Origin of the sequence: Pseudoxanthomonas sp. Root630, from assembly GCF_001427585.1 — a bacterium.
Taxonomy (GTDB): Bacteria; Pseudomonadota; Gammaproteobacteria; order Xanthomonadales; family Xanthomonadaceae; genus Pseudoxanthomonas_A.
Window position 1 is genome coordinate 262,666 of record NZ_LMGY01000012.1, and the last position, 19,617, is coordinate 282,282.

At 68.0% G+C, this 19,617-nt stretch carries 13 protein-coding genes and 1 riboswitch; of the genes, 4 read left to right on the top strand and 9 right to left on the bottom strand.

What is annotated here, in order from left to right; genetic code table 11:
- Position 1: 1 nt before the first annotated feature.
- Entirely contained in the window at positions 2-3,208 is a 3,207-nt protein-coding gene (locus ASD72_RS07375; protein WP_056879284.1) for an efflux RND transporter permease subunit, read from the top strand.
- Positions 3,209-3,315: 107 nt separating this feature from the next.
- On the opposite strand, the gene leuB is transcribed toward ASD72_RS07375, so the two are convergent.
- The 8 genes from leuB to ilvC form a co-directional block, all read right to left on the bottom strand.
- Positions 3,316-4,404: a 3-isopropylmalate dehydrogenase gene (gene leuB, locus ASD72_RS07380; RefSeq protein ID WP_056879285.1), complete on the bottom strand. Its 1,089-nt coding sequence runs from the start codon at positions 4,402-4,404 to the stop codon at positions 3,316-3,318.
- Positions 4,394-4,975 carry a 3-isopropylmalate dehydratase small subunit gene (gene leuD, locus ASD72_RS07385; protein WP_056879286.1) on the bottom strand — a complete coding sequence of 194 codons (582 nt, stop codon included), beginning with the start codon at positions 4,973-4,975 and terminating at the stop codon, positions 4,394-4,396. Before leuD ends, leuB begins: the two co-directional genes overlap by 11 nt.
- Complete coding sequence (gene leuC, locus ASD72_RS07390; RefSeq protein ID WP_056879287.1) at positions 4,975-6,396, bottom strand: 3-isopropylmalate dehydratase large subunit; 1,422 nt, start codon at positions 6,394-6,396, stop codon at positions 4,975-4,977. The genes leuD and leuC overlap by 1 nt, the downstream gene beginning before the upstream one ends.
- A 177-nt stretch (positions 6,397-6,573) precedes the next feature.
- Positions 6,574-8,127, bottom strand: coding sequence for a 2-isopropylmalate synthase (locus ASD72_RS07395; protein ID WP_056879288.1), 1,554 nt, complete (start codon positions 8,125-8,127; stop codon positions 6,574-6,576).
- Complete coding sequence (locus tag ASD72_RS07400) at positions 8,124-9,257, bottom strand: threonine dehydratase (RefSeq protein WP_056879289.1); 1,134 nt, start codon at positions 9,255-9,257, stop codon at positions 8,124-8,126. Before ASD72_RS07400 ends, ASD72_RS07395 begins: the two co-directional genes overlap by 4 nt.
- A gap of 72 nt (positions 9,258-9,329) precedes the next feature.
- Positions 9,330-9,602 carry an ACT domain-containing protein gene (locus ASD72_RS07405; RefSeq protein ID WP_056879290.1) on the bottom strand — a complete coding sequence of 91 codons (273 nt, stop codon included), beginning with the start codon at positions 9,600-9,602 and terminating at the stop codon, positions 9,330-9,332.
- Positions 9,586-11,334: an acetolactate synthase 2 catalytic subunit gene (gene ilvG, locus ASD72_RS07410; RefSeq protein ID WP_056879291.1), complete on the bottom strand. Its 1,749-nt coding sequence runs from the start codon at positions 11,332-11,334 to the stop codon at positions 9,586-9,588. Before ilvG ends, ASD72_RS07405 begins: the two co-directional genes overlap by 17 nt.
- Positions 11,331-12,338 carry a ketol-acid reductoisomerase gene (gene ilvC / locus ASD72_RS07415; protein ID WP_056879292.1) on the bottom strand — a complete coding sequence of 336 codons (1,008 nt, stop codon included), beginning with the start codon at positions 12,336-12,338 and terminating at the stop codon, positions 11,331-11,333. The genes ilvG and ilvC overlap by 4 nt, the downstream gene beginning before the upstream one ends.
- Before the next feature lie 365 nt (positions 12,339-12,703).
- On the opposite strand from ilvC, the gene ilvD reads away from it, so the two are divergent.
- Positions 12,704-14,545 carry a dihydroxy-acid dehydratase gene (gene ilvD, locus ASD72_RS07420; protein ID WP_056879293.1) on the top strand — a complete coding sequence of 614 codons (1,842 nt, stop codon included), beginning with the start codon at positions 12,704-12,706 and terminating at the stop codon, positions 14,543-14,545.
- Between the two features lie 7 nt (positions 14,546-14,552).
- Positions 14,553-15,404 (top strand): PhnD/SsuA/transferrin family substrate-binding protein, encoded by an 852-nt coding sequence (locus ASD72_RS07425; RefSeq protein WP_056879294.1) that lies wholly within the window; start codon positions 14,553-14,555, stop codon positions 15,402-15,404.
- Between the two features lie 18 nt (positions 15,405-15,422).
- On the opposite strand, the gene ASD72_RS07430 is transcribed toward ASD72_RS07425, so the two are convergent.
- Positions 15,423-17,369, bottom strand: coding sequence for a S9 family peptidase (locus ASD72_RS07430; RefSeq protein WP_056879295.1), 1,947 nt, complete (start codon positions 17,367-17,369; stop codon positions 15,423-15,425).
- A 103-nt stretch (positions 17,370-17,472) separates the two neighbouring features.
- A riboswitch (TPP riboswitch) is annotated at positions 17,473-17,573 on the top strand.
- Between the two features lie 148 nt (positions 17,574-17,721).
- Here ASD72_RS07430 and thiC point away from each other — a divergent pair.
- Positions 17,722-19,608, top strand: coding sequence for a phosphomethylpyrimidine synthase ThiC (gene thiC / locus ASD72_RS07435; RefSeq protein WP_056879296.1), 1,887 nt, complete (start codon positions 17,722-17,724; stop codon positions 19,606-19,608).
- Positions 19,609-19,617: the final 9 nt, after the last annotated feature.

The following is a 19,617-nucleotide window of genomic DNA, read 5'->3' on the forward strand; positions in this document are numbered from 1 at the left end:
CATGCGCCGCTTCAATCTCTCCGAGTGGGCGCTGACCAACCGCAGCCTCGTGCTGTTCGGCATGATCCTGCTGGGCATCATCGGCGCGTGGTCGTACAAGCACCTGGGCCAGTCCGAGGATCCGCCCTTCACCTTCAAGGCGATGGTCGTGCGCACGGTGTGGCCGGGTGCGACCGCCGAGGAAGTCTCGCAGCAGGTCACCGAGCGCGTCGAGAAGGCGTTGATGACCACCGGCAACTACGAGTTCATCCGTTCGTACTCGCGTCCGGGCGAGTCGCAGGTGATCTTCATGGCCCGCGACTCCATGAAGTCCAAGGAGATCCCCGACCTCTGGTACCAGGTACGCAAGAAGGTCGGCGACGTCCGCGCCACGCTGCCCAGCGGCGTGGTTGGCCCGTTCTTCAACGACGAATTCGGCGACACCTTCGGCAACATCTATGCGTTGACCGGCGAAGGCTTCGACTACGCGGTGATGAAAGACTACGCCGACCGCATCCAGCTCGAACTCCAGCGCGTGGACGATGTCGGCAAGGTCGAACTGGTCGGCCTGCAGGACGAGAAGGTCTGGATCGAGCTGTCCAACACCAAGCTGGCCACGCTGGGCATTCCGCTGAGCGCGGTGCAGCAGGCGCTGGAAGAACAGAACGCGATGACGCCGGCGGGGTTCTTCGAAACCGCCAGCGACCGCGTGCAACTGCGCGTCAGCGGCGAATTCGACTCGGTGGACGAGATCCGCGAGTTCCCGATCCGCGCGGGCGGCCGCACGGTCAAGCTGGGCGACATCGCCGAGATCAAGCGCGGCTTCGCCGATCCCGCCGCGCCGCGCATGCGTTTCATGGGCCAGCCCGGCATCGGCATCGCGGTGGCGATGAAGGACGGCGGCGACATCCTCAAGCTCGGTGCGACCCTCGAAGCCGAATTCCAGCGCCTGCAGAAGACCCTGCCGCTGGGCATGGAACTGCGCAAGGTGTCCGACCAGCCGGCGGCCGTCGAGGATTCCGTCGGCGAGTTCGTCCGCGTGCTCGCCGAAGCCGTCATCATCGTGCTGCTGGTCAGCTTCTTCTCGCTGGGCCTGCGCACCGGCCTGGTGGTAGCGGTGTCGATCCCGCTGGTGCTGGCGATGACGTTCGCGGTGATGCACTACTTCGGCATCGGCCTGCACAAGATCTCGCTGGGCGCGCTGGTGCTGGCACTGGGCCTGCTGGTCGACGACGCGATCATCGCGGTCGAGATGATGGCCATCAAGATGGAGCAGGGCTTCGACCGATTGAAAGCGGCCAGCTTCGCCTACGAATCGACCGCATTCCCGATGCTGACCGGCACGCTGGTGACGGCCGCCGGCTTCCTGCCGATCGCCACGGCGGCGTCGAGCACGGGCGAGTACACGCGTTCGTTGTTCCAGGTGGTGACGATCGCGCTCGTGGTCTCGTGGATCGCCGCCGTGCTGTTCATCCCCTACCTGGGCGACAAGATGCTGCCCGACCTGGGCAATCCGCAGCCGCCGAAGCCCGGTTCGCTCGCGGCCCGCTGGCACGGCTTCCGCGCGCGCCTGGCCGATCGCTGGCCGCAGTACGCGATGGTGCTCGCGCCGAAGGCGCACGATGCGCACGACCACAACCCGTACCACACGCCGTTCTACCAGCGTTTCCGCGGGTGGCTGGAATTCTGCCTGCGCCATCGCTGGCTGGTGATCGGCGTGACGGTGGCGGCGTTCGTGGCCTCGCTGGCGCTGTTCCGTTTCGTACCGCAGCAGTTCTTCCCGGATTCGGTGCGCCCCGAGCTGATGGTGGACCTGGAGCTGGCCGAAGGCAGCTCGCTGAAGTCGACCGACGCGCAGGCGCGCAAGCTGGAGAAGCTGCTGGCCGCCCGCGAAGGCGTGCAGAACTACGTGTCGTACATCGGCACGGGGTCGCCGCGCTTCTACCTGCCGCTCGACCAGCAGCTGCCGCAGGCGAACTTCTCCCAGTTCGTGGTGTTGACCGAAGACATCGAATCCCGTGAAGCCACCCGCCACTGGCTGATCGACGAAGTCGCGCCGCAGTTCCCCGAACTGCAGTTCCGCGTCACGCGGCTGGAGAACGGCCCGCCCGTCGGTTATCCGGTGCAGTTCCGCGTGTCCGGTGAACACATCGACCGCGTGCAGGCGCTGGCGCGCCAGGTGGCGGAGAAGGTGCGCGCGAATCCGCACGTCACCAACGTCAACCTGGACTGGAGCGAGCCGAGCAAGATCGTCCGCCTGGAAATCGACCAGGACCGCGCACGCGCGCTGGGCGTCAGCACGTCGCAGGTGTCGCACTTCCTCTCGGGCTCGCTGTCCGGCCTGAGCGTCAGCACCTACCGCGAAGGCAATGAGCTCGTCGAGATCCTGCTGCGGGGTCCGGACGACGAACGCGCGCGGCTCGACCTGCTCGGCAGCCTGGCCGTGCCGACGAGCAACGGCGGCAGCGTGCCGCTGTCGCAGGTCGCGAACCTGGAGTACGCGTTCGAAGACGGCATCATCTGGCACCGCGACCGCCTGCCCACCGTCACCGTGCGTGCGGACCTCAACAGCGACGACGTGACGCCGCCGACCGTGGTCCAGCAGATCCTGCCGACCCTGGACGAGGTGCGTACGCAGCTGCCGCAGGGTTACCTGCTGGAAACCGGCGGCACCGTCGAAGACTCCGGGCGCGGGCAGAAGTCCATCGCTGCCGGCATGCCGCTGTTCCTGCTCGTGGTCACCACGCTGCTGATGCTGCAGCTGCGCAGCTTCTCGCGGGTGTCGCTGGTGCTGCTGACGGCACCGCTCGGCCTGATCGGCGTGACCCTCGCGCTGCTGGTGTTCCGCGTGCCGTTCGGCTTCGTGGCGATGCTGGGCACGATCGCGCTGGCCGGCATGATCATGCGCAACTCGGTGATCCTGGTGGACCAGATCGACCAGGACATCCGGGCCGGGCATGACCGCTGGCACGCGATCATCGACGCGACCGTGCGCCGCTTCCGCCCCATCGTGCTGACGGCCTTGGCGGCCGTGCTGGCGATGATCCCGCTTTCGCGCAGTGCGTTCTTCGGCCCGATGGCGGTGGCGATCATGGGCGGCCTGACCGTGGCGACCGTGCTGACGCTGTTCTTCTTGCCCGCGCTGTACGCGGCGTGGTTCAAGGTGAAGCCGCGCCACGATGACGCGCCGGCGTCCGCAACGTCGAACGAGCCGCAGCGAGCGGGCTAGGCGAACGACCGTGCGTCATCGGGCCTGGCGCGGCCCGCAGATGCCAGACCGGGTGCACGTGAACGACGCGCACCCGGTCTATCTCTCTCCCATGGAGAGAGATGCGCTCAGTCGCGCAGATCCGCCACGTAGCAGTGCGCCTGCATCTGTTCGATCACCGCTTGTGCCGCCGCCTGCGTGGAGACGCCGCGGCCGCCGGTGGCGAGGTCGTTGGTGAAGACCTGGGCGTTCAGCGCCGCATCCACCGCGCGGTCGATGCAGTCGGCCTCCTCATGCAATCCCAGTGAATGGCGCAGCAGCAGGGCGCAGCTGAGGATGGTCGCATAGGGATTGGCGATGCCCTTGCCGGCGATGTCCGGCGCGGAGCCGTGGATGGGCTCGTACAGCCCGACCTTGCCGTCGCCCAGCGAGGCGGACGGTAGCAGGCCCAGCGAGCCGGCCAGCATCGAGGCTTCGTCGGTCAGGATGTCGCCGAACATGTTCTCGGTGACGATCACGTCGTACTCGCGTGGTTTGGCCAGCAGGTGCATCGCCATCGAGTCGACCAGCTGGTGCTCCAGCTTCACGTCGGGGAATTCGTCGCGCCCGATCCGCGAGGCGACGTCGCGCCACAGGCGCGAGGTTTCCAGCACGTTGGCCTTGTCCACCGACACCAGGTAGCTGCGGCGCTGGCGCGCCAGTTTGAACGCGCTGCGCACGACGCGTTCGATCTCGGTGACCGAATAGCTGCACAGGTCGCTGGCGCCGCGCGCATCGCGGGTCTTCTCGCCGAAGTAGATGCCGCCGGTGAGTTCGCGCACGACCACGATGTCCACGCCGGTGAGCAGGTGCGGCTTGATCGGCGATGCGTTCAGTGCGGCCGGATGCGGGCGCACCGGGCGCAGGTTGGCGAACAGGCCCAGGCCTTTGCGCAGCGCCAGCAGGCCCTGCTCGGGGCGCACCTTCGCGTTCGGATCCGACCACTTCGGTCCGCCGACCGCGCCCAGCAGCACGGCGTTCGCCTGCTGGCAGCCCTGCAGCGTCGCCTGCGGCAGCGGTTCGCCGTGGCGGTCGATGGCGATGCCGCCGATGTCGTACTCGTGGAAATCGAAGGTGTGGCCGTGGCGGCGCGCCAGCGTGCGCAGCACGGTGACGGCGGCGGCGGTGACTTCGGGGCCGATGCCGTCCCCGGGCAGTACGGCGATGTCAGCGTGCATGGCGGGTGGCCTCGTAGCGTTCGATGTCGGTGTGGCGGGCCAGCAGGTAGCCCATTTCGTCCACGCCTTCCAGCAGGCAGGTCTGCGCGAAGGCGTCCAGCGGGAAGCCGAAGACCGAGCCGTCGGGCGCGCGGAGTTCGCGTGCGGCGACATCGATGGTCAGTTCGTCGTCCGGCCGTTCCATCAGCGACTGCACGATTTCCTCGGGCAGTACGATGGGCAGCAGGCCATTCTTCAGGCTGTTGTTGCGGAAGATGTCGGCGATCTCGCTGCTGACGATGGCACGCAGGCCCAGGTCGGTGAGCGCCCAGGGGGCGTGCTCGCGCGAGGAGCCGCAGCCGAAGTTGCGGCCGGCGAGCAGGATGCTGCGACCGGTGTTCTCGGGCTGGTTGAACGGGAACGCCGGGTTCGGCGACCCATCGGCCTGCCAGCGCCAGTCGTTGAAGGCGTTCTTGCCCAGGCCGGCGCGCTCGGTCGTGGAGAGGAAGCGCGCGGGAATGATCTGGTCGGTATCGATGTTGGTCTGCGCCAACACCACGCTCTTCGAGCGCACCTCACGGAGTGCGGCCATCACGCCACCTCCTTGTGTGCGTCGAACAGTTCACGCGGGTCGCTGACACGTCCGTTCACCGCGGCCCAGGCGGCCGTCAGCGGCGACGCCAGCAGCGTGCGTGCGCCGGGCCCCTGGCGACCTTCGAAATTGCGGTTGCTGGTGCTCACGGCCAGCTGGCCGGGCGCGACCAGGTCGCCGTTCATCGCGATGCACATCGAGCAACCCGGCTCGCGCCACTCGGCGCCCGCTTCACGCACGATGCGGTCGATGCCCTCGGCTTCGGCCTCGCGCTTGACGATCTCCGAGCCGGGCACGACCAGCATGCGCACGCCTGCCGCGACCTTGCGGCCACGCAGCACCTGGGCGACTTCCCGCATGTCGCGCAGGCGGCCGTTGGTGCACGAACCGACGAATACGACGTCCACCGGCGTGCCCGCCACCGCCTGCCCGGCGCTCAGGCGCATGTAGTCCAGGCCCTTCTGGTCCGCCGCATCGGCGGGCGCCGGAATGGGCGCATCCACCGCGATCGCGGTGCCGGGATGGGTGCCCCAGGTCAGGGTGGGTCGGATGTCGGCGGCATCGACCCGCACGTCGGCGTCGAACACCGCGCCTTCGTCGCTGCGCAGCGTCTTCCAGTAGGCGACGGCGCTATCGAAGGCGTCGCCCTTCGGTCCGCGCGGCGTCTTCGCCACCCAGTCGAACGTGGTCTGGTCGGGCGCGACCATGCCGGCACGCGCGCCGGCTTCGATGGACATGTTGCACAGGGTCATGCGCTGCTCCATGTCCAGCGCCTCGATCGCGCTGCCGCGGAACTCGAGTACGTGGCCGGTGCCGCCGTTGACGCCGATCACGCCGATCACGTGCAGCACGATGTCCTTCGCGCCGACGCCGGGCGCGAGCGCGCCGTCGACGGTGATGGCCATCGTCTTCGGCCGGCGCTGCAGCAGGCATTGCGTGGCCAGCACATGGCCGACTTCGCTGGTGCCGATGCCGAAGGCCAGCGAACCGAACGCGCCATGCGTGCTGGTGTGGCTGTCGCCGCAGACGATGGTCATGCCGGGCAGGGTGAAGCCCTGCTCGGGCGCGATGACGTGGACGATGCCGCGGTTCGGCGAGGCCATGTCGAACAGCTCGATGCCGTGCTCGATGCAATTGCGCGCCAGCGTTTCCACCTGGGTTTCGGCCGCTTTCGTGTAGTACGGCAGCTTGCCGTCGGCACCGGCGGGCAGGGTAGGGGTGGAATGGTCCATCGTCGCCTTGGTGCGATCCGGGCGGCGCGGCGACAGGCCGCGCGCCTTGAGCTCGGTGAAGGCCTGCGGCGAGGTGACCTCGTGGATCAGGTGCAGGTCGATGTAGAGCACGGCGGGGGCCGCGTCGGTCTCGGGGACGACGACGTGGGCTTCCCAGAGTTTGTCGAACAGGGTGCGTGGCGCGGTCATGCGGGGTTTCCAGCGATGCGTTTCATGGTGTGTCGGTCAGAGCGGTCCATCTCGTCTCTCGTCGTCATCCCGGCGAAAGCCGGGATCCATGTTGCTATTGCTCTTCTCGAACTCGACGAACAGACAAAGCAGAAGCGCAATGGATTCCGGCTTTCGCCGGAATGACGGATCGCGACGTCAGGCCGCCGCCGCCTCCTGCTGTTCGATGCGGCGTTGCCGCAGCAGCCGGTTGGCGACGTCCAGCCAGGCCAGCGCGCTGGCCTCGATGATGTCCTTGCTGGTGCCGGTGCCCTCGTACTCCTCGCCCTCGCAACGCACCGACAGGCTGGCCTCGCCACGCGCGTCGGCGCCGATGCCGACGCTGTGCACCTGGTAGCTCTCCAGCTGCAGCTGCACGCCGGTGGCGGCCGCCAGCGCACTGAACAGCGCATCGACCGGTCCGTTGCCCTGCGCGGTCTCGGAGACGCGGTTGCCGTCCGGATCGGACAGTTCGACCAGTGCGTTGGCACGGCTGCCGACGTCGCTGATCGTCATCGAGGCCAGACGGTAACCGTCGCTGACCGCGGCATCCTGCATCAGTGCCTGCAGGTCGGCATCGCCGACCACGCGCTGCTTCTCGCATAGTGTCTTGAACTGCTCGAACACCAGCTTCAGTTCGTCCTCTTCCAGCCAGTAGCCCAGTGCACGCAGGCGCTGTTCGACCGCGGCGCGGCCGCTGTGGCGGCCCAGCACCATCTGCGACGACGGCCAACCCACGTCCTGCGGTTGCATGATCTCGTAGGTGCCGCGATGGCGCAGCATGCCGTGCTGGTGGATGCCGGATTCGTGGGCGAACGCATTGGCGCCGACGATGGCCTTGTTCCGCTGGACCGGCATGCCGACCAGGCGCGACAACAGCTGGGAGGTCGGGACGATGCGACGCGTATCGACGCGCGTGTCCAGGTTGTAGAAGGCGTTGCGTACCTTCAGTGCCATCACCAGCTCCTCGATGGCGCAGTTGCCCGCGCGCTCGCCGATGCCGTTGATCGAGCCTTCCACCTGGCGTGCGCCACCCTCGATGGCCGCCAGCGAGTTCGCGACCGCCAGGCCCAGGTCGTTGTGGCAGTGGGCGCTGAAGACCACCTTGTCGGCGCCCGGTACGCGGGCGATCGCGCGTTCGAACATGCCGCGGATCTCTTCCGGCGTGGTGAAGCCTACCGTGTCCGGCAGGTTGATCGTGGTCGCGCCGGCGGAGATGGCCGCGGCGATCGCCTCGTGCAGGAAGTCCTCTTCGGTGCGTGTGGCGTCCTCGGCCGAGAACTCGATCTCGTCGATATGGCTCCGCGCCATGCGCACGTGCTTGTCGATCGATTCCAGCACCTGTTCGCGGCTCATGCGCAGCTTGTGCTCGCGATGCAGCGGACTGGTGGACAGGAACAGGTGCAGGCGTGGCTTCGCGGCGGCGGTCACGGTGCGCAGCGAGGTCTCGATGTCCGTGGCCAGGCAGCGCGACAGCACGACGAGCGTGGTCTCGCGCAACTCGCGGGCGATCAGCGCATGCGCTTCGCGGTCGGACTGCGAGCTGGCGGGGAAGCCGGTCTCGATCGCGTCCACGCCCAGTTCGGCCAGGCCGCGCGCCATGACCAGCTTCTGCTGCGGCGTCATGCTGCAGCCGGGGGATTGCTCGCCATCGCGCAACGTCGTGTCGAAGATGCGGATCTGCGTCGGGGAGGGATGGGTTGGCGTGTTCACCAGATGGGTTCCTCGTGTACTTCTCTTTCCATGGCGGGCGCATCCAAGCGGCGCGCACCGGTCTTTGCAGGGGAAGGGGTCGTGGCCGCGCGCGACGCGCGGCCCTTGGCAGGCGAGGGTTCGCCCTCGGGGTTGCGGCGACGCGGCTTGCGTGGCGGACGCGGGCGCACATCGGACAACAGCTGCGCCAGCACCGTGGCGTCGATGTTACCGCCGGAGACGACGGCGCACTTGCGCTTGCCGGCGACGCGGCGACCGGCGGCCAGCGCCAGCGCGCCCGCGCCTTCGGCGATCAGGTTCTCTTCCAGCGCCAGCCGCACCAGGGTTTCGCGCAGCTCGGCCTCGCGCACGGTCACCACGTCGTCCAGCAGCTGCGAGCACAGGCGGCGGGTGATGAAGCCGGGCACCTTCACCCGGACGCCATCGGCCAGCGAGGCGACCGGATCCTTCGGGGCGGTGTCGCCCTTCATCGCACGGATCATCGAATCCACGCCCTCGACCTGGGCGCCGACCACGCGCACGCCCTGCGACTTCAGCGCCAGCGCCACGCCCGAGGCCAGCCCGCCACCGCCGATCGGCACGATGACGACGTCCGGGGTGTACGGCGCGATCTCGATGCCGACCGTGCCCTGGCCGGCGATCACGTCGGGATCGTCGAAGGCGGACAGGAAGCGGTAGCCGTTCTGCTCGGCCAGCTCCTTCGCGAAGGCGAACGCCTCGTCGTAGCTGTCGCCATGCTGGCGCACGGTGGCGCCCCAGTGGGCGACCCCGGCGATCTTGGTTTCCGGTGCGCCATGCGGCATCACCGTGATGGCCTGCACGCCCAGCCGATACGCGGCCCAGGCCAGGCCCTGCGCATGGTTGCCGGCCGACGCCGCGATCACCGGGCGGCGGTCGCCGCGCTCGCGGGCGGCCAGCAACGCGTTCAACGCGCCGCGGACCTTGTAGGAGCCGGTGCGCTGCAGGTTCTCCAGCTTCAGCATCACGCCGAAGCGTTCGGCATGGTGCAGCGGCGTGGGCGGCAGGTAACGCCGCAGCCGCGCCTGCGCCGCCAGTACGTCGGCCACGGTGACGACGACGTCGCCTACGTCCGGTTCGTTGCTGGCGGGGGCGCGGCCGGCATCAGGCATCGCGGCACGCGAACGGCTGATGTCGAAGAAGACGCCTCCGGACCGCGACTTCCGCGTTGGCGGGTGCGGCGTTCATGCGGCGCGGTCCTGGTGGCGGCGATCCCGGCTCAGTTCCTGCACGGCGCTGAAGGACAATTCCTCGACATCGTAGATTTTCAGAAGCTGCTGGCGCAGGGTCTCCGGCGCGCGGGTACTGTCGATCACCAGCGCCAGTGCCCAATAGCCTTCGCCGTCGTGGGTGGCATGCACCGCATGGGGCGGAAAACCACGGCGCTCGATCATGCCCAGCACGCGCAGCAAGGCGCCCTCGGCAGGTTTGAGCTTGAGTTCAAGCCGGTAACGCATTCTTTTTCTCCGGGCCGTCGGCCGTGTCGGCAGGCTCGGCGGATTGTGTTGCGGGATTGGCATCCAGCATCGAGCTGTTGGCGTGGTTCGGCGGCACCAGCGGCCAGACGTTGGCCTTGATGTCGATGGTGACGTGCAGCAGGGCGGGTCCGGGCTGGGCCAGCAGGTCGGCCAAGGCGTCCTCGACGTCGTCGCGCAGGTCGATGTGGCGAGCCGGAATGCCGAACACGCGCGCCAGCGCGGCGAAATCCGGGTTGTCGGACAGGTCGATCTCGCTGTAGCGCTCGGCGAAGAACAGTTCCTGCCACTGCCGCACCATGCCCAGCGCGCTGTTGTCGATCAGTACGATCTTCACCGGCAGCTTGCAGCGGGCGATGGTGGCCAGCTCCTGCACGTTCATCATGAAGCCGCCATCGCCGTTGACCAGGATAACGGTGCGGTCGGGACAGGCGAACTGCGCGCCCATCGCCGCCGGCAGGCCGAAGCCCATCGTGCCCAACGCGCCGCTGGTCAGGTGATTGCGCGGATGGGTGAACTTGCAGTGCTGCGCCACCCACATCTGGTGCTGGCCCACGTCGCACGCGATGATCGCGTCCGCGGGGGCCACTTCGCTCAACCGCTTCAGCAGGCCAGGCGCATAGATGTCGCTGCCGGGCGCGTCGTAGCGGAAGCCGAAACGCTCGCGGTTGCCCACGCAGCGCTTGCGCCATTCGTCGCAGGTGCTGCGCGCGGTGCGCAGCGTCTTCAGGCTGATGGCCACATCGCCGGGAACGGCGATGTCGGCCGTGCGCAGCTTGCCGATCTCGTAGGCGTCGGCGTCCACATGCAGCACGCGGGCGAACGGCGCGAACTCGGCCAGCTTGCCGGTGGCGCGGTCGTCGAAGCGCGCACCGACCACGATCAGCAGGTCGCATTCCTGCACCGCCATGTTGGCGGCGCGGGTGCCGTGCATGCCCAGCATGCCCAGGTAATGCGGATGGTTGGCGGGCAGTGCACCCAGGCCGCGCAGCGTCAGCACGGTGGGGATCTTCGTGGCGTCGACGAACTGGCGGAACGCGTCCACCGCATCGGCGATGCCGATGCCGCCGCCACCGTAGATCACCGGCTTCTCCGCACCGGCGATCGCGGCCAGTGCGTCGGCCAGCTTCGCGCCTTCCGGTGCCGGGATCGGATCGACGCTGGCCGGGACGTGATCGGGCAGATGCGAGGCATCGCTCATCTGCACGTCTTTCGGCAGGTCGATCAGCACCGGGCCTGGACGGCCTTCGCGCGCGATGCGGAAGGCTTCGCGCACCATCTCCGGCAGGTCGTCGACGCGCCGGGCGACGAAGCTGTGCTTCACGATCGGCAACGTCAGGCCGAACACGTCCAGCTCCTGGAACGCGTCGGTGCCCATCAACGTGGTGGCGACCTGGCCGGTCAGGCAGACCATCGGCACCGAGTCCAGCATCGCATCGGCGATGCCGGTCACCAGGTTCGACGCGCCGGGGCCGGACGTGGCCACGCACACGCCCACCTTGCCGCTGGCGCGGGCGTATCCGTTCGCGGCCAGCGCCGCGCCCTGCTCGTGGCGCACCAGGATGTGCTTGAGGTTGGAGTCCACCAGCGCGTCGTAGAACGGCATGATGGTGCCGCCCGGATAGCCGAACAGCGTGTCCACGCCCTCGGCTTCCAGGGCGTGGGCCAGCCAGCGGGCGCCATTGCGTGGGGCAGTGGCCGCAGCGGCGTTCATGCGGCGGCCTGCTCGTCTGTATCGGGTTGCGCGGCGTTGGCCTGCAGCCACACCATCTTCGCGCGCAGTTCCTTGCCGACCTTCTCGATCGGGTGGTCCTTGTCCGCCTGCTGGAACTTCTTGTAGTTCGGCAGGCCCGCGTCGTATTCGGCCTGCCAGTTGCGGGTGAAGGTGCCGTTCTGGATGTCGGTCAGCACGTCCTTCATGCGCGCCTTCACCGAGGCGTCGATGACGCGCGGGCCGCTGACGAAGTCGCCGTACTGCGCGGTCTCGGAGATGAACTCCAGCATGCGGGTGATGCCGCCTTCGTAGAACAGGTCGACGATCAGCTTCAGCTCGTGCAGGACTTCGTAGTAGGCGATTTCCGGCTGGTAGCCGGCTTCCACCAGCGTCTCGAAGCCGGCCTGCACCAGCGACGAGGCGCCGCCGCACAGCACGGCCTGTTCGCCGAACAGGTCGGTCTCGGTTTCTTCCTTGAAGGTGGTCTTGATGATGTTGGCGCGCGCACCGCCCAGGCCGCCGGCGTAGGCCAGGGCGAACTGCTCGGCCTGGCCGCTCTTGTCCTGGTGGACGGCGTAGATGCAGGGCACGCCTCGGCCGATCTCGTATTCGCGGCGCACCAGCGCGCCCGGACCCTTCGGCGCGACCAGCACCACGTCCAGGTCGGCGCGAGGTTCGATCATGCCGAAGTGGACGTTGAGGCCGTGCGCGAACAGCAGCACGGCGCCCTGCTTCATGTTCGGCGCCAGCACGTCGGCGTAGAGCTTCTTCTGCACCATGTCCGGCGTGAGCACGGCGACCAGGTCGGCGTCCTTCACCGCATCGGCGGGCGCCTTCACCACGAAGCCGTCGGCCTGTGCCTTGGCTTCGGTCGGGCCGCCCGGGCGCAGGCCCACCGTGACGTCGAAGCCGGAGTCACGCAGGTTCAGCGCATGCGCGCGGCCCTGGCTGCCGTAGCCGACGACGGCGATCTTGGGGTGCGGGAGAGCGTTGGCGGTGGTCATGGCGCGGGTTTCCTGAGGGTTGATGGGGAATCGAAGGGGCTTAAACAAAAAACCCCGCACTTCTCAGTGCGGGGTTTTGCGAATCTGGCGTTTCTGCTGCTTACACGCCGGTCCGTCCCGCACTTGTGGGCGAGGTAATAAGGACGAGTACGAGGAAGGACGCCGCAGCGGATGCGGTGGGGTCGTTCGTCGTGGGCGTGTGGCGCTGCAACATGCGGCAAGGGAAACATGCCGCTCCAAACCATGTCAAGCGCTTTTCCGTCGTTTGCGACGATCGGATGATTTCAGTCGAGATGGTTGCAACTGAAACCGAGAAAACGCCGCAGAATCGGGCTCCCCACGCTGTCGCACCGCCGGCTGTTTTCATGCCCGAATACCGCTCCAAGACCTCCACCCATGGCCGCAACATGGCCGGTGCCCGGGCGCTGTGGCGCGCGACCGGCATGAAGGACGAGGACTTCCACAAGCCCATCGTCGCGGTGGCCAACTCCTTCACCCAGTTCGTCCCGGGGCATGTGCACCTCAAGGACCTGGGGCAACTGGTCGCACGCGAGATCGAACGGGTCGGCGGCGTCGCCAAGGAGTTCGACACCATCGCCGTCGACGACGGCATCGCGATGGGCCACGACGGCATGCTCTATTCGTTGCCGTCGCGCGAAGTGATCGCGGACTCGGTGGAGTACATGGTCAACGCGCACTGCGCCGACGCGCTGGTGTGCATCTCCAACTGCGACAAGATCACCCCCGGCATGCTGATGGCCGCGCTGCGGCTCAACATCCCGACCGTGTTCGTGTCGGGCGGGCCGATGGAAGCCGGCAAGACGCGACTGGCCGACCACAAGCTCGACCTGATCGATGCGATGGTGATGGCGGCCGACCCGAACGCCAGCGACGAACAGGTCGCCGCGGTCGAGCGCAGCGCGTGCCCGACCTGCGGTTCGTGCAGCGGCATGTTCACCGCGAATTCGATGAACTGCCTGACCGAAGCGCTCGGCCTGTCGCTGCCGGGCAACGGCACCGTGGTCGCGACCCATGCCGATCGCGAAAAGCTGTTCAAGCGCGCTGGCGTGCTGGCCGTCGAACTGTGCCACCGCTGGTACGGGGGTGAAGACGCGACCGCGTTGCCGCGCGGCATCGCCACCTTCGAGGCATTCGAGAACGCGATGACGCTGGACATCGCGATGGGCGGTTCCACCAACACGATCCTGCACTTGCTGGCTGCGGCACAGGAGGGCGAGGTGCCGTTCGACATGCGCGACATCGATCGCCTGTCGCGGCGCGTGCCGCAGTTGTGCAAGGTGGCGCCGAACACGCAGAAGTACCACATCGAGGACGTGCACCGCGCCGGCGGCATCATGGCGATCCTCGGCGAACTGGCGCGCGGCGGCCTGCTGCATACCGGTGCCGCCACCGTGCATGCGAAATCGCTGGGCGAAGCGATCGCGAAATGGGACGTCGCGACCAATGACGACGAAGCCGTCGCGACGTTCTACAAGGCCGGTCCGGCCGGGATCCCCACCCAGGTCGCCTTCAGCCAGGCGACGCGCTGGCCGTCGCTGGACACCGACCGTGCCGAGGGCTGCATCCGCAGTGTCGAGCATGCGTTCTCGCAGGAAGGCGGGTTGGCCGTGCTCTACGGCAACATCGCCCGCGATGGCTGCGTGGTGAAGACGGCGGGCGTGGATGAGTCGATCCATGTGTTCGAAGGCACCGCGCGCGTGTTCGAAAGCCAGGATGCAGCGGTCGCCGGCATCCTCGGCGATGAAGTGAAGGCGGGCGACGTGGTCGTCATCCGCTACGAAGGCCCCAAGGGTGGGCCCGGCATGCAGGAGATGCTGTACCCGACCAGTTACCTGAAATCGAAAGGACTCGGGAAGCAATGCGCGCTGCTGACGGATGGTCGCTTCTCCGGCGGTACCTCCGGCCTGTCGATCGGCCACGCGTCGCCGGAAGCCGCCGCGGGTGGCGCGATCGGCCTGGTACGCGATGGCGACCGCATCCGTATCGATATTCCCCAGCGTGCGATCGCGCTGCTGGTCTCCGACGACGAACTGACGGCGCGCCGCGCCGAGCAGGACGCGAAGGGCTGGAAGCCGGCGCAACCGCGTACGCGCAAGGTCAGCACCGCGTTGAAGGCGTACGCGCTGCTGGCGACCAGCGCCGACAAGGGTGCGGTACGCGACAAGCAGTTGCTGGATGGTGTCTGATAGCGGGATGACCCGCACCTTCCTTGTCGTCGTCCTGTCGTTGTTGTCCGTCGTGCCCGCGTGGGCACAGAAGGTACAGCCGCGCCCCTGGGTGATCGCCACCTACGCTTATCCGCAACGCGACCGTGCCGTGGCCATCCAGCCGCTTGCCGACTACCTCGGCCTGCGCGCGCGGCATCCGGTGCAGGTCCGCTTGTTCGACTCGCCGACCGCGTTGGTCGACGCGTTGCGTCGTGGCGAGGCCGACGTCGCAGTCCCCAACCTGCACGGCTACCTGCAGGCACGCCGCGCCAACGAACCGCTGACGACGCTGCCCGTGCCGCAGGTGCCTGCGCTGCAGGCGGATCGCTATCGTGCGGTGCTGGTCGCACGCACGGGCCTGGAGGCGGCGGGCGAACTGGAACGACAGGCGAGGACGCTGCGCCTGGTGCTTGTCGGCAGGGATTCGGCCTCCGGTGGATTCGTGCCGGTGCGCGAGCTGCGCCGGCGCGGCCTGGAGCCGGCGAAAGCCTTCGCCCATCTCGCCTATGCCGGCTCCCACGCGGCCGCGCTGGAGGCGGTGGCGTCCGGCCAGGCGGACGTGGCCGCGCTCGCGGCTGATGTCTACGATGCGGGCCATCCGGCCGGGGTGGTGGAACTGTGGCGCTCGGAGCCCATCCCGCCGGGTCCGCTCCTGTGCCGTCCCGCGGCCGACGTGCCGTGCCAGCAGTTCGCGGCCTGGCTGCTGGAAGCCCATGACGAAGCGCCGGCCGTGATGGCGGCATTGCGCGCGGGGTGGCCGGAGTTCGGTGACGCGCAGCGCTTCACCGTGCCGGCGCAGGGGCTCGTGGATGCAGCGGGGATGCAACTCGAGCCCTGAAGCACGATCGGCCGTGCGTCATCGCGCGGGCGTGCCGAGATGTCGGGCCAGGAACGCTTCCAGCCGGCGATAGAACGCGATGTTGTTGGCATCGGCGTGGAATCCGTGGCCCTCGCCGGCCACCGCCATCCATTCCGGCGCGCGGCCGGCGCGTTCGAGTGCCGCCTGCATCGCGCGGGCCTGGGCGATGGGCGCGCGCTCGTCCAGTTCGCCATGCACCAACAGCACGGGCGCGGTGATCTGCGCGGCCAGCGTCGTGGGTGAAGCCGCAACCAGTGCGGCTTCGTCGCGACCGATGGCGCGCGTGAGGTAGTTGCTGCCGTACTGCGTGCTGCGGATGTCGCCCTTGGCGTACATCATCTTCAGGTCGTATACGCCCGCGAGGCCGGCCGTGCACTTGATGAGCTCCGGTGCCCGCGCCGCGAGCATCAGGGACGCATAGGCGCCGAAGCTGGCGCCATACGCGCACACGCGGTTCCCGTCCGCGTATCCCTGCGCGATCGTCCAGCGCAGGCCGTCGAGCAGATCGTCCTGCACCCGCGTGCCCCACTTCAGGTAGCCGGCCTCCTCGAACGCGCGGCCACGTCCGCCAGAGCCGCGGTAGTTCACCTGCAGGACCAGGTATCCGCGACTGGCGAGGAACTGCGCGTCCTGGTCGAACGCCCAGTCGTCACGGACCGCATGGGGACCTCCGTGCGGCAACACCACGGTGGGCAAACCTGCAGGCGTCGTGACGCCTTGCGGCAAGGTCATGAAGCCTTCCAGCTCCATGCCATCGCTTGCGCGGAAACGGAATGCGCGCCGCTCGCCCATGCGGGCGGCATCCAGCCCCTCCCGGCTCGAGAGCAGCAGCGACGCCTTGCCCTGCGCGCGGTCGAACAGGTACCAGCTGCCCGGGTCGCGATCGCTGAAGGCGTACAGGAGCGACCTGTTGCCGTCGCGGCTGTGGTCCACGTAGGCGACGTAGTGATCGGGGAAGCTGTTGGACAGCGCGTCGTGCAGCTGGGCATCCGCGGACTGGGCGTCGAAGTAGACCGCGCGTGGTCTTCCGTCGTCGATGACGGCGGCGAAGGGTTGCAGGGGGCCTGCGCCCCATTCGATGTCGGAGACGCTGCGCAGCGGGTGCTGGGCCAGTACGCGGTGCTCGCGGCCATCCGGCGAAGAAGCGACCAACCGCGAAGGACCACCGTCCACGGACTGCCATCCGTAGACCTGCGTGCCGTCGACGCTGAATGCGTAAGGCGTCCACACGGTGCCCGCCGCGCCGGATGCGATGGATGTCCAGCTCTTTCCCTGCGCATCGGCAATGAACACCAATGGCCGGTCGTTGTCGTCGACGCCTGTGGCGAACCTGGGCACGCCCTGCCGATCCAGCGTGAAGCGCAGATCCCTGACGTCGATGTCGGCGACCAACCTTGCCGTGGCAGCGCTGGCGTCCACGTCGTACAGCTGGGAGCGCTGGGTGCCGCGCGATAGCCGGCGCATGTAGAAGCGGCCGTTGGGCGTGGCGGGCAGGCCCTCGATGTAGCCGAAGCCGGCTTCGATGCCGGCTGTACGCAGCGATTGCTGGTAGCCGAAGAGGTACTTCTGGTTCTTGCCGTCGGCATCGGTGGCGATGATGTCGCCCATCGGGATGGGCGCTTCGCGCGAACCCAGCTGCCGGCCCTTCGCCAGCACCAGCCGGGTATCGCTGACCCACGCCACCTGGGTGGGAAGTTCATAACGCGGCAACCGCAGCAAGGCGGTGCGCTGCATGTCGTCGGTGCGATGGACGACCAGCGCATGGTGGCCGTCGCCAAGATCGGCCGTGATCGCCAGGTGCGCGCCGTCCGGCGACAGTCGCGGCGAATGCAGCCGGTTGGCGGCGGCGAAGGCCTCGACGGGTACGGGGGCCTCGGCGCCCGCCGGCGCGATGTGCAGGGCCAGCAAGGTCGCGGCGACAGCCCATGTCCTGAATCCCGTCATCCCCTCGTCCTTTTCCCGCCCGGCGGCCGTGATCCCAAGGATATCCCGGTCGCCGGCGGGGAGCGTGGGGTGGGGCGCAGGGGGCCGGGTTGTGGTCTAATTCGCGCCGAAGCGGGGGTATCGCCGGCCTGGCCGGTGATTGAGACAGACCCTTCGAACCTGATCCGGTTGAGACCGGCGTAGGGAAGCTTCGCAGGACGCGCCGCATTGCCTTTCGCCCCCCCAAGGGCCCGCAATCCGTCCGCCTCCGCGCCGCCGCTTCGTCCGTGATGCGAACCCTCGCGTCCCATTATGCGAATCCCTCGCAAGAGCCCGCACATCCAGGTGCGGGGATTCAAAAAGGACGATGCCGATGAATGCCATTCCCAAGCCCGCCACCGACCTGCTGCAGCAGACCGGACAACTGTCCGAGTCCGTGACGCGTCCCATCCCCGGTTCGCGCAAGATCTTCGTCGAGGGCTCGCGCGCGGACCTGCAGGTGCCGATGCGCGAGATCGCGCTGACGCAGACGCCGACCATCTTCGGCGGCGAGGCGAATGCGCCGGTCACGGTGTACGACACGTCCGGTCCCTACACCGATCCCGACGCCCGCATCGACCTGGCCGTCGGCCTGGCCGCGTTGCGCGCAAGGTGGATCGAGGAGCGTGGCGACACCGAGCAGTTGTCCGCGCTGAGTTCGGATTTCGGCCGTGCGCGCGAGCATGATGCGAAGCTCGACGCCGTGCGCTTCCCCAACCGCGTGCTGCCGCGCCGGGCCAAGGCGGGTGCGAACGTCAGCCAGATGCACTACGCCAGGCGCGGCATCGTCACGCCGGAGATGGAGTACGTCGCGATCCGCGAGAACCAGCGGCTGGAGGCCGTGCGCGAGGCGCACCTGCTGGCGCAGCATCCGGGCGAGAGTTTCGGCGCGAACATCCAGAAGCTCATCACGCCGGAATTCGTCCGCGACGAGATCGCACGCGGACGCGCCATCCTGCCGAACAACATCAACCATCCGGAAAGCGAGCCGATGATCATCGGCCGCAACTTCCTGACCAAGATCAACGCCAACATCGGCAATTCCGCAGTGTCCTCCGGTATCGCGGAGGAAGTGGAGAAGCTGGTGTGGTCGATCCGCTGGGGCGGCGACACGGTGATGGACCTGTCCACCGGCAAGCACATCCACGAGACGCGCGAGTGGATCATCCGCAACTCGCCGGTGCCGATCGGGACGGTGCCGATCTACCAGGCGCTGGAAAAGGTCGATGGCCGCGCCGAGGCGCTGACCTGGGAAATCTTCCGCGACACGCTGATCGAGCAGGCAGAGCAGGGCGTGGACTACTTCACCATCCATGCCGGCGTGCTGCTGCGCCATGTGCCGCTGACCGCCAAGCGCGTGACCGGCATCGTCTCGCGCGGCGGATCGATCATGGCCAAGTGGTGCCTGGCGCACCACAAGGAGAACTTCCTCTACACGCACTTCGAAGACATCTGCGAGATCATGAAGGCCTACGACGTGGCCTTCTCGCTGGGCGATGGCCTGCGCCCCGGCTGCATCGCCGATGCCAACGACGCCGCGCAGTTCGGCGAACTGGAAGCGCTGGGCGAGCTGACCAAGATCGCGTGGAAGCACGACGTGCAGTGCATGATCGAAGGCCCCGGCCACGTGCCGATGCAGCTGATCAAGGAGAACATGGACAAGCAGCTGCGCGAGTGCGGCGAGGCGCCGTTCTACACGCTGGGGCCGCTGACCACCGACATCGCGCCGGGCTACGACCACATCACCAGCGCGATCGGCGCGGCGATGATCGGTTGGTTCGGCACGGCGATGCTCTGCTACGTGACGCCGAAGGAGCACCTGGGCCTGCCCAACCGCCAGGACGTGCGCGACGGCATCATGGCCTACAAGATCGCCGCGCATGCCGCCGACCTGGCCAAGGGGCATCCGGGCGCGCAGGTGCGCGACAACGCGTTGAGCAAGGCGCGCTTCGAATTCCGCTGGGAGGACCAGTTCCACCTCGGCCTGGATCCGGAGAAGGCGAAGGAATTCCACGACGAGACCCTGCCCAAGGACGCGCACAAGCTGGCCCACTTCTGCAGCATGTGCGGCCCGCACTTCTGCAGCATGAAGATCACCCAGGACGTGCGGGACTACGCGGCCGAGCACGGTGTCGACGAGCAGCAGGCGCTGGCCGATGGCATGAAGGAGAAGTCGGCGGAGTTCCTGGCGCAGGGCGCGCAGGTGTATCGTCAAGGCTGAACCGGGCGA